Source organism: Shinella sp. (assembly GCF_049651085.1).
In the GTDB taxonomy this organism is placed as follows: Bacteria; Pseudomonadota; Alphaproteobacteria; order Rhizobiales; family Rhizobiaceae; genus Shinella.
Map to the genome: position 1 here is coordinate 555,880 of NZ_JBASBL010000027.1, position 21,267 is coordinate 577,146.

Annotated in this window: 20 protein-coding genes; 5 read left to right on the forward strand and 15 right to left on the reverse strand. The window is 64.6% G+C overall.

Going from position 1 to position 21,267, the window contains the following annotated elements; all coding sequences use genetic code 11:
• Nucleotides 1–60 precede the first annotated feature (60 nt).
• The 5 genes from WA950_RS19940 to WA950_RS19960 form a co-directional block, all read right to left on the reverse strand.
• Nucleotides 61–501 (reverse strand): pseudoazurin, encoded by a 441-nt coding sequence (locus WA950_RS19940; RefSeq protein ID WP_424553462.1) that lies wholly within the window; start codon nucleotides 499–501, stop codon nucleotides 61–63.
• Nucleotides 502–577: 76 nt separating this feature from the next.
• On the reverse strand, nucleotides 578–2,767 hold the full coding sequence (locus WA950_RS19945) for a PAS-domain containing protein (RefSeq protein ID WP_424553463.1): 2,190 nt from the start codon (nucleotides 2,765–2,767) through the stop codon (nucleotides 578–580).
• On the reverse strand, nucleotides 2,764–3,915 hold the full coding sequence (locus tag WA950_RS19950; protein ID WP_424553464.1) for an FIST N-terminal domain-containing protein: 1,152 nt from the start codon (nucleotides 3,913–3,915) through the stop codon (nucleotides 2,764–2,766). Before WA950_RS19950 ends, WA950_RS19945 begins: the two co-directional genes overlap by 4 nt.
• 75 nt (nucleotides 3,916–3,990) lie before the next feature.
• The gene (locus tag WA950_RS19955) at nucleotides 3,991–4,698 is read right to left on the reverse strand and encodes a response regulator transcription factor (protein WP_424553465.1); all 708 of its coding nucleotides are present in this window, start codon (nucleotides 4,696–4,698) and stop codon (nucleotides 3,991–3,993) included.
• A gap of 115 nt (nucleotides 4,699–4,813) precedes the next feature.
• Entirely contained in the window at nucleotides 4,814–6,580 is a 1,767-nt protein-coding gene (locus WA950_RS19960) for a PQQ-dependent methanol/ethanol family dehydrogenase (protein WP_424553466.1), read from the reverse strand.
• Nucleotides 6,581–6,774: 194 nt separating this feature from the next.
• On the opposite strand from WA950_RS19960, the gene WA950_RS19965 reads away from it, so the two are divergent.
• Together WA950_RS19965 and WA950_RS19970 are read left to right on the forward strand one after the other, a co-directional pair.
• Entirely contained in the window at nucleotides 6,775–7,749 is a 975-nt protein-coding gene (locus WA950_RS19965) for an ABC transporter substrate-binding protein (RefSeq protein WP_424553467.1), read from the forward strand.
• Nucleotides 7,721–8,401, forward strand: a complete 681-nt coding sequence (locus WA950_RS19970; RefSeq protein ID WP_424553468.1) for an ABC transporter ATP-binding protein — start codon at nucleotides 7,721–7,723, stop codon at nucleotides 8,399–8,401. Before WA950_RS19965 ends, WA950_RS19970 begins: the two co-directional genes overlap by 29 nt.
• On the opposite strand, the gene WA950_RS19975 is transcribed toward WA950_RS19970, so the two are convergent.
• Genes WA950_RS19975 through WA950_RS20000 form a run of 6 tightly spaced genes read right to left on the reverse strand, consistent with a single transcriptional unit; the run spans nucleotide 8,341 to nucleotide 12,989 of the window.
• A complete protein-coding gene (locus WA950_RS19975) occupies nucleotides 8,341–8,883 on the reverse strand; it encodes a tetratricopeptide repeat protein (protein WP_424553469.1) in 543 nt (180 codons plus the stop codon). The genes WA950_RS19970 and WA950_RS19975 overlap by 61 nt on opposite strands.
• Nucleotides 8,884–8,912: 29 nt before the next feature.
• Nucleotides 8,913–9,734, reverse strand: coding sequence for an ABC transporter permease (locus tag WA950_RS19980; RefSeq protein ID WP_424553470.1), 822 nt, complete (start codon nucleotides 9,732–9,734; stop codon nucleotides 8,913–8,915).
• Nucleotides 9,731–10,444 (reverse strand): ABC transporter ATP-binding protein, encoded by a 714-nt coding sequence (locus tag WA950_RS19985; RefSeq protein ID WP_424553471.1) that lies wholly within the window; start codon nucleotides 10,442–10,444, stop codon nucleotides 9,731–9,733. Before WA950_RS19985 ends, WA950_RS19980 begins: the two co-directional genes overlap by 4 nt.
• 7 nt (nucleotides 10,445–10,451) lie before the next feature.
• A complete protein-coding gene (locus WA950_RS19990; protein WP_424553472.1) occupies nucleotides 10,452–10,910 on the reverse strand; it encodes a hypothetical protein in 459 nt (152 codons plus the stop codon).
• A gap of 20 nt (nucleotides 10,911–10,930) precedes the next feature.
• Complete coding sequence (locus WA950_RS19995) at nucleotides 10,931–11,896, reverse strand: YVTN family beta-propeller repeat protein (protein WP_424553473.1); 966 nt, start codon at nucleotides 11,894–11,896, stop codon at nucleotides 10,931–10,933.
• Nucleotide 11,897: 1 nt separating this feature from the next.
• A complete protein-coding gene (locus tag WA950_RS20000) occupies nucleotides 11,898–12,989 on the reverse strand; it encodes an ABC transporter substrate-binding protein (RefSeq protein WP_424553474.1) in 1,092 nt (363 codons plus the stop codon).
• 243 nt (nucleotides 12,990–13,232) lie between these two features.
• Between WA950_RS20000 and pedF the strand changes: the two genes are divergently transcribed.
• Both pedF and WA950_RS20010 read left to right on the forward strand, forming a co-directional pair.
• On the forward strand, nucleotides 13,233–13,919 hold the full coding sequence (gene pedF, locus WA950_RS20005; RefSeq protein WP_424553475.1) for a cytochrome c-550 PedF: 687 nt from the start codon (nucleotides 13,233–13,235) through the stop codon (nucleotides 13,917–13,919).
• Between the two features lie 7 nt (nucleotides 13,920–13,926).
• Nucleotides 13,927–14,823 carry a transporter substrate-binding domain-containing protein gene (locus WA950_RS20010; protein ID WP_424553476.1) on the forward strand — a complete coding sequence of 299 codons (897 nt, stop codon included), beginning with the start codon at nucleotides 13,927–13,929 and terminating at the stop codon, nucleotides 14,821–14,823.
• A gap of 3 nt (nucleotides 14,824–14,826) precedes the next feature.
• Here the strand turns inward: WA950_RS20010 and WA950_RS20015 are convergent, their stop codons facing one another.
• Together WA950_RS20015 and WA950_RS20020 are read right to left on the reverse strand one after the other, a co-directional pair.
• The gene (locus WA950_RS20015; protein ID WP_424553477.1) at nucleotides 14,827–15,702 is read right to left on the reverse strand and encodes an FAD:protein FMN transferase; all 876 of its coding nucleotides are present in this window, start codon (nucleotides 15,700–15,702) and stop codon (nucleotides 14,827–14,829) included.
• Nucleotides 15,699–17,795: a 4Fe-4S binding protein gene (locus WA950_RS20020; protein ID WP_424553478.1), complete on the reverse strand. Its 2,097-nt coding sequence runs from the start codon at nucleotides 17,793–17,795 to the stop codon at nucleotides 15,699–15,701. Before WA950_RS20020 ends, WA950_RS20015 begins: the two co-directional genes overlap by 4 nt.
• 112 nt (nucleotides 17,796–17,907) lie before the next feature.
• Between WA950_RS20020 and WA950_RS20025 the strand changes: the two genes are divergently transcribed.
• Nucleotides 17,908–18,726 (forward strand): ABC transporter permease, encoded by an 819-nt coding sequence (locus WA950_RS20025; protein WP_424553479.1) that lies wholly within the window; start codon nucleotides 17,908–17,910, stop codon nucleotides 18,724–18,726.
• Nucleotides 18,727–18,733: 7 nt separating this feature from the next.
• Here WA950_RS20025 and WA950_RS20030 read toward each other — a convergent pair whose 3' ends face one another.
• Both WA950_RS20030 and WA950_RS20035 read right to left on the reverse strand, forming a co-directional pair.
• On the reverse strand, nucleotides 18,734–20,407 hold the full coding sequence (locus WA950_RS20030; RefSeq protein ID WP_424553480.1) for a Na/Pi cotransporter family protein: 1,674 nt from the start codon (nucleotides 20,405–20,407) through the stop codon (nucleotides 18,734–18,736).
• Between the two features lie 178 nt (nucleotides 20,408–20,585).
• On the reverse strand, nucleotides 20,586–21,233 hold the full coding sequence (locus tag WA950_RS20035) for a glutathione S-transferase family protein (protein WP_424553481.1): 648 nt from the start codon (nucleotides 21,231–21,233) through the stop codon (nucleotides 20,586–20,588).
• Nucleotides 21,234–21,267 lie beyond the last annotated feature (34 nt).

Genomic DNA, 21,267 nt, shown 5'->3' on the forward strand with positions numbered 1-21,267 from the left:
GGCTGATCTCTTCGAGGCGGCTTCACAATGCGACCAAGGTCTCGATCCGCCAGAGCCCGGTTACTGAGCGCCGGCCAGCGTCTCGAAGGCGGCCGTCATCCGCTCTCCGGCTTTCTTCGGCAGTTTCACCGCTTTCGCAGCGTCCAGATTGGGCGAGCCGTCGCCAACACGGATGAGGGCGACCATGCCCATGCTGTAGTGCGGCGAGCATTTCACGCCGTAGAAACCGGGCTCGGTAACGGTCAGGACGTATTCGTCGTTCACCTTGCTCTTGAAGGGCTTTACCCCTTCCGGAAGCATGCCCTTGATGCCCTCGACATTGTGGCTCTTGTCCGTCGGGACAAAGCGGATCGTATCGCCGGGCGCAGCGGCGATGGCAGCCGGTTCGAAAACCATGGCGCCGCTTTCGCCCTTGTTCAACATGTTGACGATGTGCTCGGCGGCATATGCCGGGCCGCTTGCAAGGATCAGCAGGGCGGTCGTCACGAGTAGCTTCTTCATGTCCATCCTCCTCCAATTCGGGTGGTGGGGATGTTCCATCTGGCGCGCTCGACTGCAATGCGACCTTGGTGCAGAATCAGCCGGCGTACAGCACGAAGGCCTCCAAAGCGTCGGCGGCGATCGGTTTGTACATGATCTCGATACCCGCGGCGTCCGCGGCGAGGCGCGTCTGCGGCGTGCGGTTGGCAGTGAGGATGCGGGTCGGGCGCTCGCCGTATTCGGTATGCAGGGCCAGCGCGGTTTCTATGCCGGTGAGCGCTCCGTCGAGCTGCTGGTCGATCAGGTAGAGATCGGGCACGATCCCGATTTCCTCCAGAAGGGAGAGCGCTTCCTCGCCGCTTGCCGCCTCCAGTACGCTGACCCCTCGGCGCTCCAGCAGCAACGCGATGGCGCGGCGCAGGTCCCCGTCGTTTTCCACGAGAAGCGCGATGCGGTCGCTGTTGTCGCCGGGCTCGTCCGGGATCGTCGGCGTGGCCTCCAGGTAAGCGGGCTTTGCGTTTTGCGGCATGAGGGCGAGATCCACGGCAAAACAGGTGCCGCGTCCCGGTTCCGAGCGAAGCGTGAGCCGGTGATCGAGCAGTCCGCATGCCCGCTCCACGATCGCCAGACCAAGTCCCATGCCCTCGGATGCGGAGGCCGAGCCCTGGATGCGATGGAACTCGCGGAAGATCGATTGCTGCTGGTCGGCTGCGATACCGGGCCCGGTGTCATGCACTTCGAGGCGCACCTGGCCGTTTGTCCGGCGCGGCCCGACGAGGACCCGGCCGGAGCGCGTGTAGCGGATGGCGTTGCTGATGAGGTTCTGCAGGATGCGCCGCAGATAGGTCGGATCGCTCGATACGGTGAGGCCGCAGGGCAGTATATCGAGCCTCAGCCCTTTGCGCGCGGCAATGGGCGCGAATTCGTCGGTCAGCTGGCGGAGCAGAACCGAAAGGGGCACTGGCCCGATATCGACTGCGGAACCGCCCGATTCCAGGCGGGAAATATCGAGCAGGGCGCCGAGTATTCCCTCGACGCTGACAAGCGCGTTGTGCGCCTTTTCCAGCGTCCCGCACATCGGCGTGGCTTCCGCGTCGTCGCGCGCTGCCGCCACGAAGAGTTTCGCCGCCGAGAGCGGCTGCAGAAGGTCGTGGCTTGCCGCGGCGACGAAGCGGACGCGGGCGGAATTGGCGCGCTCGGCCTCGGCAAGCGCGGCGGCAAGGTCTCCGGTGCGTTCCGCCACCCGGGCCTCGAGCGAAGTGTTGGCGCGGATCATGGCGTGAATGGCAAGGCGTTCACGCGTCACGTCCGCGAAGGACATGACGAAGCCGCGGCCCGGCATTTCCTGCGCGAAGACATCAAGGATCACGCCAGATTCGTGCTGGATCTCGAAGGACAGCGGTTCGCGCGGCTGCCCGCCGGCAATCCAGATGTGCAGGCTTTCGGCGTTAAAGCCCTCGCTAATGGTTAGCGAGCGGGCGATGCGCTCGGCCAGCAGGTCGAAGGGTGTTCCGCGGTGCAGCAGCCGTGCCGAGATGTCCAATAGCTGCGCGGCGCGGCTGTTCCAGCCCGCCAGCCGGCGGTTGGCATCGAAGATGAGAACCCCCTGCTTGATATGTTCGAGCGTTGCTCGGATCATCCGGGCCTGGTCGTCCAGCAGCTTGCCGCGCTCCGAGCGCTCCATGCGGATGATGTCGGTAATGTCAGTCTGGAGGATGACAGTGCCACCATCGGGGGTGCGCTGTTCGCTTACCTGGAGCCAGCGATCGCCGGTAAGCCCGACATTGAAGACCTGCGGCGTCCGGTGCAGGCGGATGCGCTCGGCCATCCAGGCATCCGTTGTCACGCCCTCGGGCAGGGCGAGCATCGTGGACCGGCTGACGATCTGTACATATTCCGCGAAGGTGGTGCCGGGAAAGAGCTTCGGCCGGATATCGGCAAGGTCGCGACAGAAGCGGGAATTGGTAAGAACGAGGTAGTCGGCGGGGTCGAAAAGGGCGAAACCTTCATCGACGGCTTCGAACGCCTGGGCGAGGTCGCGTCTGGCCCGCTCGGCGGCGCTGTTGGCGTCGTTGAGCTGTCTCAGCGTCGTTTCGAGGTCGCGCGTGCGCTGTCGCACACGGTCTTCCAGCACGGCTGCGCGGCGAAACTGCTCGAAGGCATCTCCCCTGTCACCGGAACTCTGCTCGACATGTCGCATGAGAGCATCGGCGATGACGAGCATTTTTTCGAGATTTCGCGTTTCGCCATCGGCCGGGTCGAGCAATCCTTTGGATGGACTGTTCATGGGTCGCTTCCTGGAATGACCGTGCCGGGCGGATAGAAGGCAAAGCCGGTCATCGTGTGGTTGATGTGCATCGGGCCGATCTGTTCGCCATAGGTCGAAAATCCAATGACTCCATGTTCGCGCAGAAGCTTCGAAACACGGCCGGTCATCTGTTTTTCCTGCGCCTCGATCCGTCGCAGGATGCAGTCGAAGCCGAGCACGGCGATGGGATCGCCGGGCTGCCTCAATGCCTGCAACTCGCTCCCCAGATGATCCACCAGATCCTCCGGCTCGGCGATGGTCAGCACCATGCCCTCGTCGATTGCGGCAAAGAACAGGAGTTCACCGGACGGCAGGACGCGCTGGATGGCGCGCACATGATGGCGCTCGCCCATGCGCACCGTCAGCGGGTGGATCGCGAAGGTGAGGATATTGACGCTTTCCGGCTGCATGCCGATGAGGCGGGCATATTCGTGCACCGCAGGTTCGGCATTGATCTGCCGCACGATGCGGCTGGCCGGATCGGCCTGCGTGACAACCATCCGGCGCTGGGTGGGCCTGATATGGTCCATCTTGAAAACCTGCAGGGGACAGGCACCGCGCAGGATGGAAATCACCGCTGCATTCGCCAGAATTTGCTTGCCGTCGAAGACGAGGGTTTCGCGGAAATTGACGCCATCTCCAGCCGACCCGCCAATCAGCGGCATCGTGCCGGTGCCGGCGGCAAGCGCCGAGGCAAGCTCGTCCTCGCGCGCGGACAACCCATCCACCAGAAGCAGTGCGAATTCTTCCTGCAGGTGTCCATGGTCGCGGGCGAGCGAGTGCCGGATCTGGAGCAATGCCTCCGACAGATCCTTTGCAACCAGCTGCGAAAGATCGGGAATGAGCAGTGTCTCGGCCGCGAAATGGCGCGTATGGAAACCGATGGCGACGATGCTTCCTTCGTCATAGCCGGCGCCGGAGATTTCTCCGGCGGTGGTACAGCCGGCGATCCGTGCGCCTTGCCAGATCCGGGTGGCATCGGCAACGAATGCCGCAACGTCGGCTTCGGGCGAAACGAAAAGCAGAACGAGCGAAAAAGGGCCGGGGCCGAGGCGTGCAGCCAGCCGCTCGACCGCGCGGTCGTCATGCGCGGATACGAAGGCGCGCGTAATGAAATGTTCGTCCACGGGCGATGGCCTCCTCCGACGCTTCCCCCGCCTAAAGCTTAGAGCATCCGCGGCGCGCTGGCACCAGTGCGCATTTCATTCTTCCAGGAAACATCCTTCGGGCGACGTCACCATCGTGCTGAAACTCGCCTCCTGCGCGAAGAGAACGGCCTGCATGCGTGTTTGCACGCCGAGCTTGCGCATGATGGCGGTGACGTGCGCCTTCACCGTGGTCTCGGCTATCGATAGCTCGTATGCGATGTGCTTGTTCATCCGGCCGGCGCAGACGAGCTGAAGAATGCGGGCCTGCTGGCGCGTCAGCAGGGCCAGTCGCTTGACTGCTTCTTCGGACGGTGTCGGCGCAGAAGCCTCGAGCGCCATGCGGCTCGCATGGATTTCCCCGCGCGCGATGACCGAGAAGGCCTCGCGAAACTCCTCGCGCGAAGCGTGTTTGGGAACAAACGCGTTCACGCCCGCCTTCAACACAGCCCGCACGATGCGAACCTCGTCGAGCGACGAGACGACGACGATCGGCGTTTCCGGCAGGGCGCGGCGCAGCCGCACCACCCCGTCGAGCCCGTTGACGTCTGGAAGGTTGAGGTCGAGGACCACGACGTCGGGCAGGGGGCCGGTCTCGAGCCTGGTGAGCGCCGCCTCCAGCGTGCCGACGGCCTCCACCTCGGGAATGCCGACAGGGCCTGTCAGGGTCATCGACAGTGCATCGCAGAACAACGGGTGGTCATCGACGATCAACGCCGATTTCAATGTACGCACGGGTGTCTCGTTGGCTGGAACTGGCATCATGCGAAATTCCCGAAAGGGCTGGCGATAGCTTAGCATCGAATTCGTCCGTCTTCACAGGCCTTGCTTGGCCACCTTGAAAAGAAGGAAGCCGGGCGTTTCCGCCCGGCCCGTTTTCCTAGTCTAGCGCTGCCAGTTGTTTGGGTAGACGGAAGGTCCAGACCGTGCCGCCTTGGTTGAGATAGTTGACCTTCTTGGCAACTTCCCCGCCCCAGAGCGGGACCGCGCCGCCCCAGCCGGAAATCACCGAGACATATTGCTCGCCGTCCTGCTCCCAGGTAACCGGCTGCCCGACGATCCCCGAGCCGGTCTGGAACTTCCAGAGTTCCTCGCCAGTCTCGTTGTTGAGGGCGATGAAATCACCTTCCGGGTTTCCGAAGAAGACGAGGCCGCCGGCGGTGGTCATCGCGCCGCTCCAGAGCGGAGCGCCGTTCTTGTATTCCCACTTGATCTCGCCGCTATTGGGGTCGATCGCCTTCAGGCTGCCGATGTGATCCTCGAAGAGCGGCTTGATGGTGAAGCCCGCGCCGAGATAGGCGGCGCCCTTCTTGTAGGTGATCGGCTCGTTCCAGATGTCCATGCCCCATTCGTTGGAAGGAACATAGAACAGTCCGGTGTTCGGGCTGTAAGCCATCGGCATCCAGTTCTTACCGCCGAGGAACGAGGGAACAGAGAAGACCTGCTGGCCCTTCGCGCCGTCGGCCGCAGCTGCTGCGTCGCCCGGACGGTTCTCCTCGTTGAAGATCGGCCGGCCGGTCTCGTCGATGCCCTTTGCCCAGGAGATGTTCTTCACGAAGGGGTGGGCGGCGACGAACTTGCCGTCCTCGCGGTTGAGGATGTAGAAAAAGCCGTTGCGGTCGGCCGTTGCGAAGCGCTTGTTGCCGTCCTTGTCGACGAAAGGCACGACCTCGTTGACACCATCGAAATCCCAGCCCTCGCGCGGGGTGGTCTGGAAGTGCCACTTGATCTCACCGTTTGCCGGATCGATGCCGAGACGCGATGCGGCATAGAGGTTGTCACCCTTGTTGCCTTCGACCGGCTTGCCGGCGCCGCGCAGGTGGCTGTTCCAGGGCGAGGGGTTGCCAGCGCCGAAAACGAGCGTCTTGGTGTCCTGGTCATAGGAGCCGCCGAGCCAGGTCGCGCCGCCGCCGGTCTTCCACATGTCGCCCGGCCAGGTCGCGTTCAGCGTCCCGGTCATGGTGCTTTCCTTGCCATTGAGGGTGCCCATATGGCCTTCGATGACGGGGCGGCTCCAGACGAGTTCGCCGGTCTCGGCATTGCGTGCCTGTACTTCGCCGACGACGCCGAATTCACCGCCGGAATTACCGGTAACGACAAGGCCGTCAACGATCAGCGGAGCGGCAGTATAGCTGTAGCCTTCCTTGTAGTCGGCGAGCTTCTTGTTCCAGACGACATCGCCGGTCTTGCGGTTCAACGCCACGAGGCGCGCATCGAGAGTGCCGAAATAGATGTTGTCGCCAAAGATCGCCGCACCGCGGTTGACCACGTCGCAACAGGGAAGGATGCCTTCCGGAAGGCGTGCGTCGTACTGCCAGACTTCCTTGCCGCTCTTGATGTCGATGGCATAGATGCGGCTGTAGGAGCCAGTAATGTACATCATGCCGTCATAGATGATCGGCTGGCTTTCCTGGCCGCGCTGCTTTTCGCCGCCGAGTGAGAATGCCCAGGCCGGCACCAGATGCTTGACGTTCTTCGTGTTGAGCGTTTCCATCGGCGAGAAGCGCTGCAGGTCGCGTCCCATGCCGTTTGTCAGGACGTCACCGACGGTTTCCGCGTCCTTCGCGAGATCTTCTTCCGTTACTCCTGCCTGTACGGCACTCGCACAGGCAATGGCCGCCACAGTGGCCAGCACGACACTCCTCATAACATCCTCCCACTCCATGCCCGCAGATGGATGCGGGCTCCATGGTGCGGATCATCCGCCTACTTGCCGGCAGGATGAATTGGACCTTGGTCGTAATAGCCGGATTCCCGCGTGTCTGAGCCCCCCCTCTTTAGGTCGTATATCGGCGCGCCGGCGCGGCGGATACGATCACGGGAGCAAGGGGAGGAGAGCCCATGACATTCCTGAAGTCGTTCGTCGGCGCGGTGGTCGTTGCGCTGTTTTCCAGCCTGCCGGTCTGCGCCGAGACTCCGGTTGTGCGTGCGGCCCTCCAGCTTTCCGGCACCGTGAGCTGGGAGGCCGATACCATCCGCCACTATGGCCTCGATAAGGCGAACGGCTTCCGCATGGAGGTGACCGATATCGCCGGGGCTCCCGCCGCACAGATTGCACTGATCGGTGGCGAGGTGGACATGATCGTCTCCGACTGGCTCTGGGTGGCGCGCGAGCGGGCCGCCGGCCGCGACGTCGTCTTCATTCCATATTCGCGCGCCGTCGGTGGACTGATGGTGCCTGCCGACAGCGCGGCCAGGAGCCTGGCAGACCTGAAAGGGCAAAAGATCGGCGTCGCCGGAAGCCCGATCGACAAGAGCTGGCTGATCCTGCGTGCCTATGCCCGGAAGGTCGAGAATTTCGATCTGGCCGAAACGACCGACCAGGTCTTCGGCGCGCCGCCGCTCGTCTACAAGGCCGCGCTCGACGGCGAGGTGCAGGGCGCCCTGAATTTCTGGAATTTTGGCGCCCGCATGCAGGCGGCCGGGATGCGCACGCTTCTTCCCATCGACAAGGCGGCCGAAGCCCTCGGGCTCGATCCGCAGACGCCGCTTGTCGGCTATGTGGTGCGGGGCAATGTTCTAAAGGCGCATCCGGGGCTAGGCGAAGCGATCGCCGCAGCCTCACGGCAGGCCAAACAGCGGCTCGCCGCCGATCCGGCGGCCTGGGAGCGCATCCGGCCGATAATGCGGGCGGAGACCGATGCGGAGTTCGAGGCGCTGAAAGCGGCGTTCCTCGCCGGCGCGCCGGGCGAGGGCGCGGTGGATGAAGAAGCCGCTGCGCGAATGCTGAAGCTGATGACCGAACTCGGCGGTGCCGATCTGGTCGGGGACCTGAAGGACCTGCCCGGTGGCGTCTTCCATCACCCCGAAAACTGAGCCGGTTCTGCGGCTCGATCTTGAGCGCGGCGGGCCGGGCGGCGTTCTCGGCCCCATGAGGCTTTCGCTGGCGCCGGGCGAGACGGTGGCGCTCACCGGTCCGTCGGGTGTCGGCAAGACGTCTCTGCTGCGCGTTGTCGCCGGGCTCGACCGCAGCTTCAACGGGCGGCGCGAGGCGACGGAAAGGCTCGCCATGGTCTTTCAGGAGCCCGTTCTCCTGCCGTGGCGGACCGCACTGGACAACCTCACGATTATTGCGCGCGTTTCGCGCGAGGAGGCCAGCCGCTGGCTGGAGGACGTGGAGCTGGGGGGACTGGGCGAGCGTTATCCCGGCATGCTTTCGCTCGGGCAGCAGCGCCGCCTGTCGCTGGCGCGCGCCTTCGCGTCGGCACCCGATCTTCTCCTGATGGACGAACCCTTCGTCAGTCTCGACCCGGCGCTTGCCTCGGAGATGATGGGCCTGTTCGAGCACCTGATGGCAAGGCGGCCCTGCGCCACCCTACTCGTTACGCATGTGCGCGCTGAAGCCGAGAGACTCGCCTCCCGCACGCTTCGGCTCGAGGGACGCCCGGCGCGAATCATCGAGGAAGATCAGAAGCCCGGCGCGTATTTCCAGTCGTCGGCATCCGGGGTTACGACATCGAGATCGTAGTCGGCGGCTTTCAGGCGCTGGGCCGGGGCGAGGCCGCTGTTGGCCGCGTCGTCGATATATTTGCGCCCGAGCGCGCGGTTTTCCACGACGCCGCGCCCACGCATCAGGTCGAGCCCGTAGTTGAACTTGCCGATCGGGTCACCCGCCTCGGCTGCCCGGCGGTCCCATTCGGCGGCGCTGTCGGGGTCTTCCGGACCGCCGAGCCCGTTGTCGTCGAGCTGCGACATCCAGGTCATTGCTCCGGTCCAGCCGGCTGCGGCGCAACGCTCGAAAAGCTCGCGCGCCATCTCGTGCCGGCCAGACTTGGTAATGTAGTAGCCGGTGGCGCAGATGGTCATGCTGGTGCGCCCCTCTCTCACATCCTTCATGACGCGGTTGAGCGTCAGCTCCTCGGGATTGAGTGAGCCGTCCGCGTCGGTCTGTGACCAGGCGGGCTGGGCGAAAGCGAAAAGAAGGCCGGCGGTGGCAGTGGCAAGGCGCATGGCAGTTTTCCTTGGTGTGAGTAGCCGGGTCAGGCCTTTCGCGCCGTCATCCCGCGCGCCGGATCGTAGCCCCAGACGGCGACAAGGCCGAAGAGCAGGAAGGCGGCGAGGGTGATGGCGAGCGCGGTCGGATTTGCCTTCGCATAGAGCGCGAAGCGGATCAGTTCGACGGCATGGGTAAAGGGATTGATTGCGCAAAGGTCGCGCAGCCGCGGCGAGGCCTCCGCCATTTTCCACAGCGGATAGAGCGCGGAGGAGAGGAAGAACATCGGGAAGATGACGAAGTTCATCACGCCGGCGAAATTCTCCAGCTGCCGGATGAAGGAGGAGAGCAGCAGGCCGAGCGCGCCGAGCATCATGGCCGCAACGGCCATGGCCGGGGCCGCCAGCAGATAGCCGGCCCAGGGAAAGCGGATGCCGTAGAGCGCCGCGATCGCCAGAAAGGCATAGGCTTGCAGCACGGCGATCAGGCTACCGGCAAGCAGGCGGCAGAAGAGCAGCCACCAGCGCGGCAGGGGTGAGGTCAGCAACAGCCGCATTGATCCCATTTCGCGGTCGTAGACGAGGCTCAGCGAGGATTGCATGCCGCTGAACAGCAGGATCATGCCCACCAGTCCCGGCACGATGTAGATCTCGTAGGTGATATAGGTCTGGTAGGGCGGCGTGATCGAGAGGCCGAGCGCGGCCCGGAACCCGGCCGCGAAGACGAAGAGCCAGACGAGCGGGCGCACGAGCGCCGCGATGAGCCGCCCGCGCTGGCCGAGAAACCGCAGGGCTTCCCGGTGAACGATCGCGCGCAGCGCAATGACCGGGTGCGAGGAGAAGAAACCGGTGCCTGCCTCCACGGTCATGATTGGTCTCCCGTCAGCGCCAGAAAGCGGCCGGTAAGGTCCGTGCCGCCGATCTCGCCGGCCTCGCCATCGGCCAGCACCCGGCCACGGTGGAGAATGACGAGCCGGTCCTGCGGCCAGACCTCGTCGACCAGATGGGTCGCCCACAGCACCGTCAGCCCCTCGGCCGCAAGGTCGTGCACATGCTGCGTGATGGCGGCGCGCGAGGCTGCGTCCAGCCCGACGGTCGGCTCGTCGAGCAGAAGCACCTCGGGACGATGGATGAGCGCGCGGGCGATCTCCATGCGCCGGCGGTGGCCGCCATTGAGCTTGGCGGCCTTCTCTCCCGCCCGCTCCGCCATGCCGAGCCTGTCGAGTGCCGCCATGGCGCGCGTTTCCGCTTCCCGCCCCGACAGTCCGTGCAGGGCGGCGAAATAGAGCAGGTTGCGCCTGACGGTAAGGTCCGGATCGAGCGTCGAGGCCTGGAACACCACGCCCATGCGGGAAAGCGCGGCGCGGGGCGCCTGCGCGATGTCGTAGCCGGCAATGGCGATGCGTCCGGCACGCGGTACGAAGAGCCGGGTGAGCATGCCGAACAGCGTCGACTTGCCTGCGCCGTTCGGCCCGAGCAGGGCACAGAAGCGGCCGCGCCCGACGGAAAAGGAGACGCCATCGAGCGCAGGCCGTGCGCCCCAGTCGTGGCTGATACCCTTTACCGTCAAGCCGCTCATGTGCTGCTCATTCTATGGTGATGGACACCTGTTGCGTATCGCCGGTGCTGCCGGGCACCTTGAGCTGGTAGCTGCCGGGCTTGATCGCGATGAAGCTGATCTCCGCCTCGCCGGCTTCGTCGAACTCAAGGGAATCGATGCCGAGCGGGCGGATCTCGATGCCTTCGATGACGATCTCGTTGATCCAGATGGCCCGGAAGAACCCGGCTCCCTCAAGCGCCAGTTCCTGGCTGCCGTCCGCCTTGATCTCCAGCGTGTAATATTTGCCGGATTTCAGCGTCAGCGGTCCGCTCGATACCGGCTGGCCGGCCGAGAGCGTGAGTTCCGGCAGTTTCTCGCGATTGGACTTGGAGAGGAGGCCTGCAAGGCCCATTTCTGCCTCGGGCTTTGCTGCGTCATCGTCATCGGCCAGCGCGACAAACGGTACGGCGACAAGCGCTATGGCTGCCAGGATCGCTCTTTTCATCATGTTCTCCTCTTTCGCTGTTATGGCCGGCTCGCCGCGCCCCAGGGGAAGCGGCCGACCTTGATGGATTTCACGGGCTCGAGCGAGGCGACGTCGATGACGGTCACGTCGCCCGAGACGCCGTTGGTGGTGAAGAGCTGCTTGTGATCGGGCGAGAAGGCGAGGTGCCAGACCCGCCGGCCGACGAGGATATAGCTCTTGACCTCGAACGTATCGGCATCGATCACTGCGACATGGTTGGACGGGCCGAGCGCGACGAAGGCCGTCTTGCCGTCAGGCGTGAATTCGAAGCCGACCGGCTGGATGAGGTCGGCGTTGACGCCGGTGATCTCGAAGCGGATCTTGGACTTTTCCGCTTGTGTCGCCACATCGAAGACGGTGATCGTGCCGCCGATTTCCGACGAGACCCAAAGTTCCGTTCCGCCCTTGGCGAATTCGGCGTGGCGGGGCCGGGAATCGACCAGCGTGTTGGCGAAGATCTTCTTCGTGTCTGTATCGATCCAGTGCGCCATGTTCGTCGTTTCCGACGTGGTGATGACGATCTTGCCGTCCGGCGAAACCGCCATGCCCTCCGGCTCGATGCCGACATTGATCTGCGCCACGACCTTGCGTGTCTCGACGTCCACGACGGTCGTCACCGCGTCGTCTTCGTTGGCGATCCACAGATGCCTGTCATCCGGGGCGAGCACGAACTGTTCTGGATCTTCTCCCGAGGGCAGATCGTGCAGCACCTCGCCGGTCGCCGGATCCATGACCTGGACCGTGTCGCTGTCGGAAGCGCAGATATAGACGCGGCTATGGTCGGAGTTGAAGGTGATGCCGCGCGGCCGTTCGCCGGTCTTGATGGTGCGAACCACCTCCAGCTTCTCCGTATCGATGACGGAAATGGTGTCGTCCTTTTCATTCGTCACCCAGATTTCGCCGGCGCTTGCCTGAAGAGGCAATGCAGCCAGCATGGGCGCGATCAGCAGGGCTGGAAATCTCATCTCATCCTCCAAAGGCGGTGCAGGTGCTTTCGGGCCGGTCGAGGCCCAGCGTGTCCATTTCATTGGTCTGGTGCAGGTAGCCGTCGAGCGGCGCGAGTTCGACGAGCGCGCGGGCATTGACGACCGCCATCGGCTGGCGGAGCTGGCCATTCCAGCCGCGATAGGTGAGGCTGCGGCCCTTGAAGCCGTCGAGGGCGAACTTGTCCGAGAGGATAAAGTCGCGAAGCACCTTCGGGTCGGCGGAGTTGGTTCGCGTCACAGCCTCGCCGATGCTGCGCAATGCCGTCCAGGCGGCATAGTCGCGCGAGTTCATCTCGCGCTCAGCTGTCTTTTCGAAACGATTCTGGAGCTGCACGGCGGCCCACTGTTCCAGCACCGGCGCCCAGCCTTCGCCGCGCAAGCCGTCCGAGCCGGCCACCGGGCGGGGCAGCCAGGTATTGTCCTGCACGTAGCGGGCGAAGTCGTCGGCCTCGTCGGCGATCAGAAGAACGTCGTGATCGGGAAAATCCTGCGTGAAGAGCGGGATTTCCTGTCCTGCCGCGCGGCGCAGATCCGTGTCGAAGCTCCAGTCCTTGGAGGCGAGAATCTCCACGCCGAATTTCCCCGCGGAGGCGCGCAGCGTCTCGGCAAAAGCTTGGTCCTCCGGTTTCGGCCCGACGACCAGCACGGTGCGCGTCCAGCGCCGCGCCTTCAGCATCTGCATCAGCGCGTCGGTGCGCATGGCGTCTTCCGCCATGGTGTGCAGCACATTCGCGCGGCAATCGGCATCGCGCAGGCTGCGCGCGCCAGATGACACGTTGAACAGCAGCGCGCCCCGGGCTTCCGGCAGATCGGCGATGGAAAGGATTTCCTCCGGCGAGCCGTCGATGAAAATGATTTTGGAGCTTGCAAGCGCCTTGCGGGCGGCATCGAGCAAATCGCCGCCGGGCTCGATCGAAACGAGCGCGAGGCTGTAGTCGTGGCCCATGAAGCTGCCGGTGGTCTTGGTGTCGGTAAGCGCCACCTCCGCCCCGGCAATGCCGCGATCTTCAGGGATCGGATCGAGATTGGAAAGCACCGGCGGCGGTTCCACCTCCTGGCGCAGGTAGGTCATCGGTATGGCGATTTCCGCCGAGGCCGATGGAGCCCAACAGGCTAATGCGACGGCAAGGCATACGCCTCCCCGCCAAGCTTTGACGCTTTCCCTCATGTCCAGTCCTCCCGAAATCAGGATGGCTGGAGGACGGCGCGCCCGAAATACGACCTTGGTGCCATAGGGCGTCGCGACCTAGGTCGCATAGCCTGCCGCATCCGTACTGCCGTAAAAAAACGCAGCTGGAAATGGAGGGAGGTCCCTATGTCGGCCAATATCATTCGCGGCGGTATTGCCGCAGTCATCCTCATGGCGACGACAAGCCTGGTGATCGCTCATGGCGATGTCGCACCGCAACCTGTCAACACCGATGCGCTGCCGGAAGTGGGCGAGGAGTGGTTGACCGAAAACCCCTATCGCGAGGCGAAAGCCGGCGCCGATGTCTGGCTGAAGGCCGTCGAGATCGGGTCCTCGGGCTATACCCAGAACTGTGCGCGCTGTCACGGCCTTGGCGCTGTATCGGGCGGCCTTGCACCGGACCTGCGCTTCCTCGAGGCTGAAGAGGTCGGCGATGAATGGTTCATGGAGCGGTTCCGCCATGGCTATACCCAGGACGGTACCACGAAGATGCCGGCTTTCGGCGATATCCTTGGCCAGAAGGCGGCCTGGGCCATCCGCACCTATGTGGAGACACGGCCGGAAGACGGCGCGCTCGATGCGCATGCAGCGCGCCTGCACGAAATCCGCAACGAACTCGCCAGCGGCAAGGTGGCCGACACTGCGGCGCTGAAGAAGGAACTGGAGACCATCTCCGCCGAGGTGAAGACGGCTTCCGGCGCACCCGTCTCCGACAGCGTCACCTTTGAGGCCGCGCGGGTTCTCTCGGACAAGCCCGAAAGCTGGAAGAAGGCGGCGGAAGTGCTGACGGTCGGCCTTTCCGCATCGCAGTAGGACAGCCATGAAGCGCCGCACCCTTCTGGCCTTCGCAATCGGCATCGCCCTTCCGGGCGGTGCCTTTGCGCGTTGCGAGGACTATGTACCCCAGGCCAAGCCACAGAACACCTTCGCGCAGGATGTCGGGCGCAAGTTCGACACGATCATCGAGGACGGCTGGATCGAATTTGCCGTCTACGAGAACTATGCCCCCTGGTCCTACGAGGAGAAGGGCAAGGCGGTCGGCGTGGATGTCGAGATCGGCCGGCTGGTCGCCAAGGCGCTCGGTGTCGAGGCGAAGTTCCGCCTCGTCGCGGCTGGCGAGAATCTCGAAGCCGATCTCTTGAACTATGTCTGGAAAGGCGCGGTCGTCGGCGGCCGTGTCAGCGATGTGATGCTGCACGTCCCCTATGACAGCGCGCTTGTCTGCCGGATCGAGCAGGTCACATTCACGGGGCAATATGCGAAGGAAAACATCGCAATCGCCTATCGCGCCTCCGACTATGAGGAGAAGGGGCCCACGCCGCCCGTCTTCCGGTTCGATGCGGTTGCCGTCGAGAACGATTCGATTGCCGATTTCTATCTCACCTCGCTGATCGGCCCCGTCGACAAGATCCATCGCTTCCGTTCGACCGCGGCGGCTGTGGACGGGCTTGCGGCAGGAGACACCAAGGCCGCGATGGGACCGCGCGCCGAACTGGAGGCGGCACTTGCGCGCCACAAAGAGAGCGGCTTGAAAACGCATTCTCCGCCGCTCGTCGGCTTTGCACGGAGCAGCTGGACCGTCGGCGTCGGCGTCAATTTCCAGCACAAGGATCTTGCCTACGCCGTCGACGAGGCGATCGAGAATGCGCTTGCCAGTGGCGAGATCGAGCGCATCTTCACCGAGCGCGGCCTGGCCTACACGCCGCCCGAGCGATAGGTCTCAGAAGGTCGAGACATTGCCGGCGGGATCTACCGCCGTCACGCGCGTCACGCCGCCGGCCTGCTTCAGCAGCGCGCTGATTTCATCTGCCGGCATCAGGCAGAAAGCGGTGGAAAGGCCGTCGGCCATAGCGGCGCTTTGCGCCTCCACCGAGATCGTCGACCAGCGTGCCGGCTCGCCATGCGGGCCGACAATGTGGAAGCCGGTGCCCAGCATCATGGCCGACGGGCTGGAGGTCGCGATGGCGTTGCCGGCAAGGCGGCGGGTGGCAATCTGGCCCAGTGAAGGATCTTCCACCGACACGCTGAACGGGCCGCCGATGGCTGCGAATTCCCCCATCTCCACGAGTGCCTGAGCGTAACCCGCCGCCAGCAGCAGGCTGCGCACGCGGTCGGCCGCATAGCCCTGTGCGATGCCGTTGAGGGTCAGTGCCTGTCCTGCGTCCAGCCTTGCGGGTGGACCGATCTGCACGCGTTCCCAGCCGATGGCGGCCTGGGCCTTCGCGGTATCGCGCCTTTCGGCAAGCGCGCGCCAGAGCGGCTGCACCGTCGGGTCAAACCGTCTGCCCGTCATCCCATGCACCTGACCGGCCAGATGGAGCAGGTCGAGAAGGGCAGGCGGCGGATCGTCGAGACGGCCGGTGGCGTTCAGCCTGTTGAGGGCAGAACCGGTCCTGAATAGGCTGGCAGCCGCCTCGATCTCGGCGATCGTGTCGGCGATGCCTTGCGACACGGCTTGCGCAAGGCCGCGCGGGCCGCGCAGGTCCACCCGCACGGTGCCGCCGAACATATCCGCCTGCCAGGTGGTGATCGAAGCGCGGGCGGCCCCCGAGAAGGCCACTGCCGCGGCGATAAACAGAAAACGGCGGCGTTTCATGCCGGTATCTCCATCTTGGCGCGCGCCGGGGCCGCCGTGCGTTTACGGCTCGCCAGCACCAGCGGCACACATTGCGTCTTGTCGTCGTGGATCGAGACGCAATCGAGACACTGGAAGCACTCGCTGTACGCGATGCTGCCGGTCTTGCGAATGGCGCCGTACGGGCAGCGCACCCGGCAGAGCTGGCAGGGCGAGCCGCATGCCGCGCGGCGCGGTATCCAGCTTCGGGTGCGCAGCATCCCGCCGATGGCCATCACTGCGCCAAGCGGACAGACATAGCGGCAAAAGCCCTTGAAGGTGATCGCGGCGAGAACCAGCCAGAACACGGCATAGGCGACATAGTGCCACTCGCGCTGGAACAGCGTGGTGACGGCGGTCTTGAAGGGCTCTATCTCGGCGGCGGTCTCGATCTTGTCGGGCGCAAGGAAGGTGACGGCGACCAGCCCGGCAAGGGAGAGCCAGGCGCCGGCCTTCAGCCGCCGGTCCCAGACGGGGGAGGGGTTCCATTGTGGCAGCCGCAGCAGGCGGCCGGCATGATGGGCGAGTTCCTGCATGGCGCCGAACGGGCAGAGCCAGCCGCAGAACAGGCCCCGGCCCCACAGCACGAAACCGACGATGGCCGCGCCCCAGACCAGGAGGGAGAAGGGGTCATACAGCAGGACCGCCAGGCTGCCGCCGCCGTTCGCAGCCCGAAGGGCCGCAAGCGGCGTGACGATGGAAAGCTGCCCCTGTCCCCACCAGCCGACAAAGCCCACCATGACGGCGAGAAATGCAAGCCGGGCCGGGCGCAGCACCGTCGGCGCGGCGAGCCGGTGCATGCCGGGGCCAACCGCGCCGAGCAGGCCCACCAGCAGAATGCCCAATCCCGCAAGGTCCCATTTCCTGTCGACGATGGCCGCCTGCCAGGGCGGCAGCGCAACGGATATTTCCGGGCGGACATAGAAGGCGGCATCCGCCTTCAGGGTGAGAGGAAAGTGGGCGGAGCCCATTTCCGGCTGCAGCATGCCATGGGCGCGGACCGCCTGGGCCGAGAGCGTCCAGTCGCGCGTCGGGTCGAAGCCGAGCCGACGGTCGACCCTGAGGATCATCGTCGTTCCCTCCGGCACGTCCGGCTTCGTTTCGACGGCGAGGTCGGCATCGCGCAGCGCGACGGGCAGGCCGTCCTGCACGGCCGAAAGCCTGTCCGGCGCGGTGTTGCGCACGAAATCCGCCGAAACGAGCCCGTGACGCCCCGCATCGATGACCAGCATGGGCTCGTCGTCGGGCGATACGCGCAGAAGGCGCTGGAGGTCGGCGAAACTTTCCTCGCTGAGGACCGCCCGCGCGACAGAGGGAGGGCCGATATCGACCGCCCACAGATCGAGGAAGAGGCCCTGCGGATCGTCTGCAGCTTCCGGGTCGTCATGGGCCCAGATCGTGCCCTTGAAGCCGTTGTCGAGCTCGGCATTTGTGACCTTCAGGTTCCGCGCCAACCCTCGTTCGACGAGCGCCGTCCAGTCGAGTTTTTCATCGATCGACGGATCGGGATGCACCGGCGGGCCGCTTGCCACGCCCTGCATCTTCTCGCGCGCGACGGCCAGCGTTGCGGCAAGGATCGATTCATGGGCGATGCGGACGGATGCGGTGGCCTTGGTCACCCCGTCGAGATAGACAAGGTCGGAGCCGCCCCCCGTCGCGCCGTAGGGCGTGCCGACGACGAGCGCTTCGCGGATCGAATGGCCGCGATATTGTTCGAGGAAGGCGCGCAGCGGCGCTTCCCCGAGGCCGGACACGAAGATCGGCTCGTTATGCGCAACGAGTCGGACATCGAGGAAGCGGCCGTCCCGGTCGATTGTCACGAGCATGTTGATGGGCGCGCCGGAAAAACCCGGAAGCGGCGCGAGCGGGCCGGTCTCGAAGACATAGCCGGCCTCCGCGCCGCCGGAATTCAGCAACGTCCAGACGCCGTTCTCGTTCACCGGCTCTCCCAGCGCGTAGGGCGGCACGATCATGTCTGCAATCGCGTTGCGATCGAGTGGTTCCGCTGCTGCGATACGGGCGCAGATGAGCATGCCGAAAACGAGAAAGCTCAGCAGGGCCAGGCGTCTTCCCATGGCACAATCCTCCTGTCCCGATTTCTATGCGCTGGGGCAAAGCCCGCCATACGACCAAGGTCGCGGATCGGGCGGAGGGCGCTGCGGCTATAGTTGTTCCGGGAGAATTCACATGTCGTTCAAGAGCCTCGAAGACCGCCTGCAAGGGGGCGTGTTTCTTCTTTCCCTCGGCCTGTTCGGCCTGTTCTGGGCGGCGCTCGCGGCCGTCAAGGCCGATCCGACCGTCCTTCCCGGGCCGGTAGAAGTCGCGCATGTCTTCTGGTCGGAGCTCGTTGCCGGGCGATTGCCGGATGCGCTGCTCGCCACATTGCTGCGCGTGGCCGTCTCTTTCGGCCTGGCGATGACGGCGGGCTGCCTGCTCGGCCTCCTGCTGGGTCGCTACAGGAGGCTCGACCGCTGGGCGGATCCGTGGGTGACGATCTTCCTGAACCTGCCGGCGCTGGTGCTGATCGTGCTGTGCTATCTGTGGATCGGGCTCAACGAAGTTGCCGCAATCGTCGCCGTCACGCTCAACAAGACCGCGATGGTGCTGGTCACCGTGCGGCAGGGCGTGCAGTCCTTCGATCCGGCGCTGGACGATCTGGCCTTCGTCTCACGGTTGTCGCGCCGCGAGCGGCTTCGCCATCTCGTCCTGCCGCAACTGGCGCCATGGCTGGCGGTGGCGGCGCGCAACGGCATCGCGGTCATCTGGAAGATCGTCCTTGTCGTCGAATTCCTCGGCCGCTCCAGCGGCGTCGGCTTTCGCATCCACCTGTATTTCCAGCAGTTCCAGACCGCCCATGTGATCGCCTATTCCATCGCTTTCGTCGGCGTCATGCTGGTCGTGGAACATGCGATCATCCAGCCATGGGAGGCGCGCTCCGTGCGCTGGAAACGTGAGGCGGAACGTGGCGCGATCCATATTCTCCCTGCGGCGAATGCCTCCGCCTGAAAAAATTCTAGCGGTGGTTCGTGTTGACCAGACGGCTGTTCAGCAGGTCGCCGCTGCGGGTCAGGATCGGATAGGCGATGGTGACGAGAAGCGAGTTGATCTCCTTCAGGCCACGCGCGACCTCGATATGCATCCCGCTCGTCTGGATGCTTTCGGGCATGCCGGATTGCAGGCGGCGCAGGTGCCGGTCATGCGTGTCTCGGGCCATTTCGCGCATTCGCTCCTTCTCCAGCACAAGCTGGCGCGCCGAAGGCGGATCCTGCGAAATGAGAACATTGAGGGCGAGGTGGATGTTCTCGACGACCTGGGCATGCAGTTCGAGGAGCTCGGACCAGCCTTCGCTTGAAAAACGGTAGTTCCGATCCGCCCGCTCCTCGGCCAGATCGAGGAGGCTCTTGGCGACTATATCGCCGGCATGTTCGAGATTGATGGCGAAGTCGGTGAGTTCGATGCTGCGCGACGCCTCTTCCGCCGTCATGGGGTCGCGGTTCATTTCTGCGAGATAGAGCTTGATGTCGGTATGGGCCTGATTGACGGCGCTGTCGATGTCGCGGACGCGGGCGATGTCCGGGCGTTCTCCGGTGCGCAGCAGGTCCATGACCGGGCGCACCATCACCTCGACCAGTTCCCCCATGCGCAGAAGTTCGCGGGTGGCGCTGGCAAGGGCAAGCCGCGGGGTGTTGATGACGGAGCGGTCGAGCGCGGTAACGCGGTTCTGCAGGGGATCCTCGCTCGCGGGCTTTGCCTCCGCGTCCGGCAGGAGGCGGCGCGTCAGGCGGGTCATGGCCGAAACGAAGGGCAGGCTTGCCAGGACGAGCGCCGCATTGAAGAGCACATGGAAATTGACCAGTGCCTCTGCCGGCCTGTTGCCGAGGGCAGCGACCGGCGGCGTGGTCGTCTCCATGATGGCAAGCGCTGCAAAGGCGGCGATTGCGCGGAAGATGAGGTTACCCACGGGAATGCGCTGGGCGGTGGGCGGCATGCCCCGCGTCAGCCAGAAGGCGATCAGACCGCCGCCGAGATTGGCGCCGAGCACCAGGGGGACGGCAGCCTCCAGCGGCACCAGTCCCTGTCCGGCAAAGGTCGCGACCATCAGGATCGCCGCCACGCTTGAATGGACAAGCCAGGTGAAGAGCGCGCCGATCAAGAAGGCCGTCATGTAGTCCTCGGCGAGATAGCCCGACAGCGACGGCAGCATGGCCCCATCCCGCAGCGGCTCCGTCGCGTTTCCGATCAATCGCAGCGACAGAAGCACGAAGCCGACGCCCAGCACCATGCGGCCGATCTCGCGCGTTCGTCTGCCGGAGAATTTCAGATGCAGCACTCCGCCGACAAACAGGCAGACCGGAACAAGCCAGCTCAGATCGAAGGACAGCACCCGCACGACGAGCGCCGAGCCGAGATCTGCGCCAAGCAGCAGGGCAAGTCCCGTCGAAACGGCAAGGATGCCGTTTGCGGCAAAACCGCAGGCGAGCATGGCGACGGCGGTAGAGCTTTGCAGCAGGATGGCCATGGCGGTTCCGCCGGCCGCAGCCTTGCCGTGGCCCTGCCGGGCAGCGCCCAGCATGGAGCGCAGCGCGCCGCCATAGGCGTTCTCCATGCCGCTTCGCACCAGATGGACGGCAAAGAGCAACAGCATGGTGGCGCCGGCAAGGTGCAGGAGGACGGCGGAGAGGTGCATCGGTACATTCCCTTTCTGTCGAAAACATCCCGACATGGCCAGCAAGAGACAGTCGGCCGAATGCAGATCATTCGTCAATTTTAAAGTTTCTATCGATCTATAAGTTTAATCTATATGTAGGTGTTGGCGTCTGCATTGCCAATGCCGGTTGCCTGCAGGCCGTGCGTCGTCTTTGCCGTCAGCGCGATCCGGCGGTGAAAACCGCGAGCTGAGCGGCGAATGCACGTTGGTAGGCAGGGCGCGCCTTCCCCCGTGCCATATAGGCGGCGAGGGAAGGGTAGTGGTCGAGGATATGCGACCCCTCCAGCCTGCGCAGCACCGTCACCATCATGAGATCGGCGGCGCTGAATGCGCCATCGAGCCAGTCGGCATCGCCAAGCCGGCTGGAAAGCTGATCCAGCCGGTCGCGGATGTGGCGCTCGATCATGGGCACCCGCTCGGCGTACCAGTTCCTGTCTTGCTCGGTGTACTCTGCCACCTCGAGATCGACGATCGGCGGCTCCACGGTGTTGAGCGCCGCGAACATCCAGGCGATCGCCCGCGCCCTTGCATTTCCATCGTCCGGCAGCAGACCAGGATAACGCTGCGCGATATGCAGCACGATGGCGCCGGATTCGAACAGCGCGAGATCGCCCTCCTCGTAGGTCGGGATCTGGCCGAACGGCTGAAGCGCCAGATGCGCGGCTTGCTTCATCGTTCTGAACGACACGAGGCGCACGTCGTAGGGCTGGCCCACTTCCTCCAGCGCCCAGCGAACGCGCATGTCCCGCGCCTGGCCCTGGCCGAGATCGGGCGACTGTTCAAAGGCAGTAATGATGATGGTCATCGTTTCTCTCCCTGACTTATCGTCTTGAAGACGA

What these genes read in the sequence shown, in the direction of transcription:
- WA950_RS19940 (WP_424553462.1), bottom strand. Translation starts at nt 501, where the DNA reads ATGAAGAAGCTACTCGTGACGACCGCCCTGCTGATCCTTGCAAGCGGC.
- WA950_RS19945 (WP_424553463.1), bottom strand. Translation starts at nt 2,767, where the DNA reads ATGAACAGTCCATCCAAAGGATTGCTCGACCCGGCCGATGGCGAAACG.
- WA950_RS19955 (WP_424553465.1), bottom strand. Translation starts at nt 4,698, where the DNA reads ATGATGCCAGTTCCAGCCAACGAGACACCCGTGCGTACATTGAAATCG.
- WA950_RS19960 (WP_424553466.1), bottom strand. Translation starts at nt 6,580, where the DNA reads ATGAGGAGTGTCGTGCTGGCCACTGTGGCGGCCATTGCCTGTGCGAGT.
- WA950_RS19965 (WP_424553467.1), top strand. Translation starts at nt 6,775, where the DNA reads ATGACATTCCTGAAGTCGTTCGTCGGCGCGGTGGTCGTTGCGCTGTTT.
- WA950_RS19975 (WP_424553469.1), bottom strand. Translation starts at nt 8,883, where the DNA reads ATGCGCCTTGCCACTGCCACCGCCGGCCTTCTTTTCGCTTTCGCCCAG.
- WA950_RS19980 (WP_424553470.1), bottom strand. Translation starts at nt 9,734, where the DNA reads ATGACCGTGGAGGCAGGCACCGGTTTCTTCTCCTCGCACCCGGTCATT.
- WA950_RS19985 (WP_424553471.1), bottom strand. Translation starts at nt 10,444, where the DNA reads ATGAGCGGCTTGACGGTAAAGGGTATCAGCCACGACTGGGGCGCACGG.
- WA950_RS19990 (WP_424553472.1), bottom strand. Translation starts at nt 10,910, where the DNA reads ATGAAAAGAGCGATCCTGGCAGCCATAGCGCTTGTCGCCGTACCGTTT.
- WA950_RS19995 (WP_424553473.1), bottom strand. Translation starts at nt 11,896, where the DNA reads ATGAGATTTCCAGCCCTGCTGATCGCGCCCATGCTGGCTGCATTGCCT.
- WA950_RS20000 (WP_424553474.1), bottom strand. Translation starts at nt 12,989, where the DNA reads ATGACCTACCTGCGCCAGGAGGTGGAACCGCCGCCGGTGCTTTCCAAT.
- pedF (WP_424553475.1), top strand. Translation starts at nt 13,233, where the DNA reads ATGTCGGCCAATATCATTCGCGGCGGTATTGCCGCAGTCATCCTCATG.
- WA950_RS20010 (WP_424553476.1), top strand. Translation starts at nt 13,927, where the DNA reads ATGAAGCGCCGCACCCTTCTGGCCTTCGCAATCGGCATCGCCCTTCCG.
- WA950_RS20015 (WP_424553477.1), bottom strand. Translation starts at nt 15,702, where the DNA reads ATGAAACGCCGCCGTTTTCTGTTTATCGCCGCGGCAGTGGCCTTCTCG.
- WA950_RS20020 (WP_424553478.1), bottom strand. Translation starts at nt 17,795, where the DNA reads ATGGGAAGACGCCTGGCCCTGCTGAGCTTTCTCGTTTTCGGCATGCTC.
- WA950_RS20025 (WP_424553479.1), top strand. Translation starts at nt 17,908, where the DNA reads ATGTCGTTCAAGAGCCTCGAAGACCGCCTGCAAGGGGGCGTGTTTCTT.
- WA950_RS20030 (WP_424553480.1), bottom strand. Translation starts at nt 20,407, where the DNA reads ATGCACCTCTCCGCCGTCCTCCTGCACCTTGCCGGCGCCACCATGCTG.
- WA950_RS20035 (WP_424553481.1), bottom strand. Translation starts at nt 21,233, where the DNA reads ATGACCATCATCATTACTGCCTTTGAACAGTCGCCCGATCTCGGCCAG.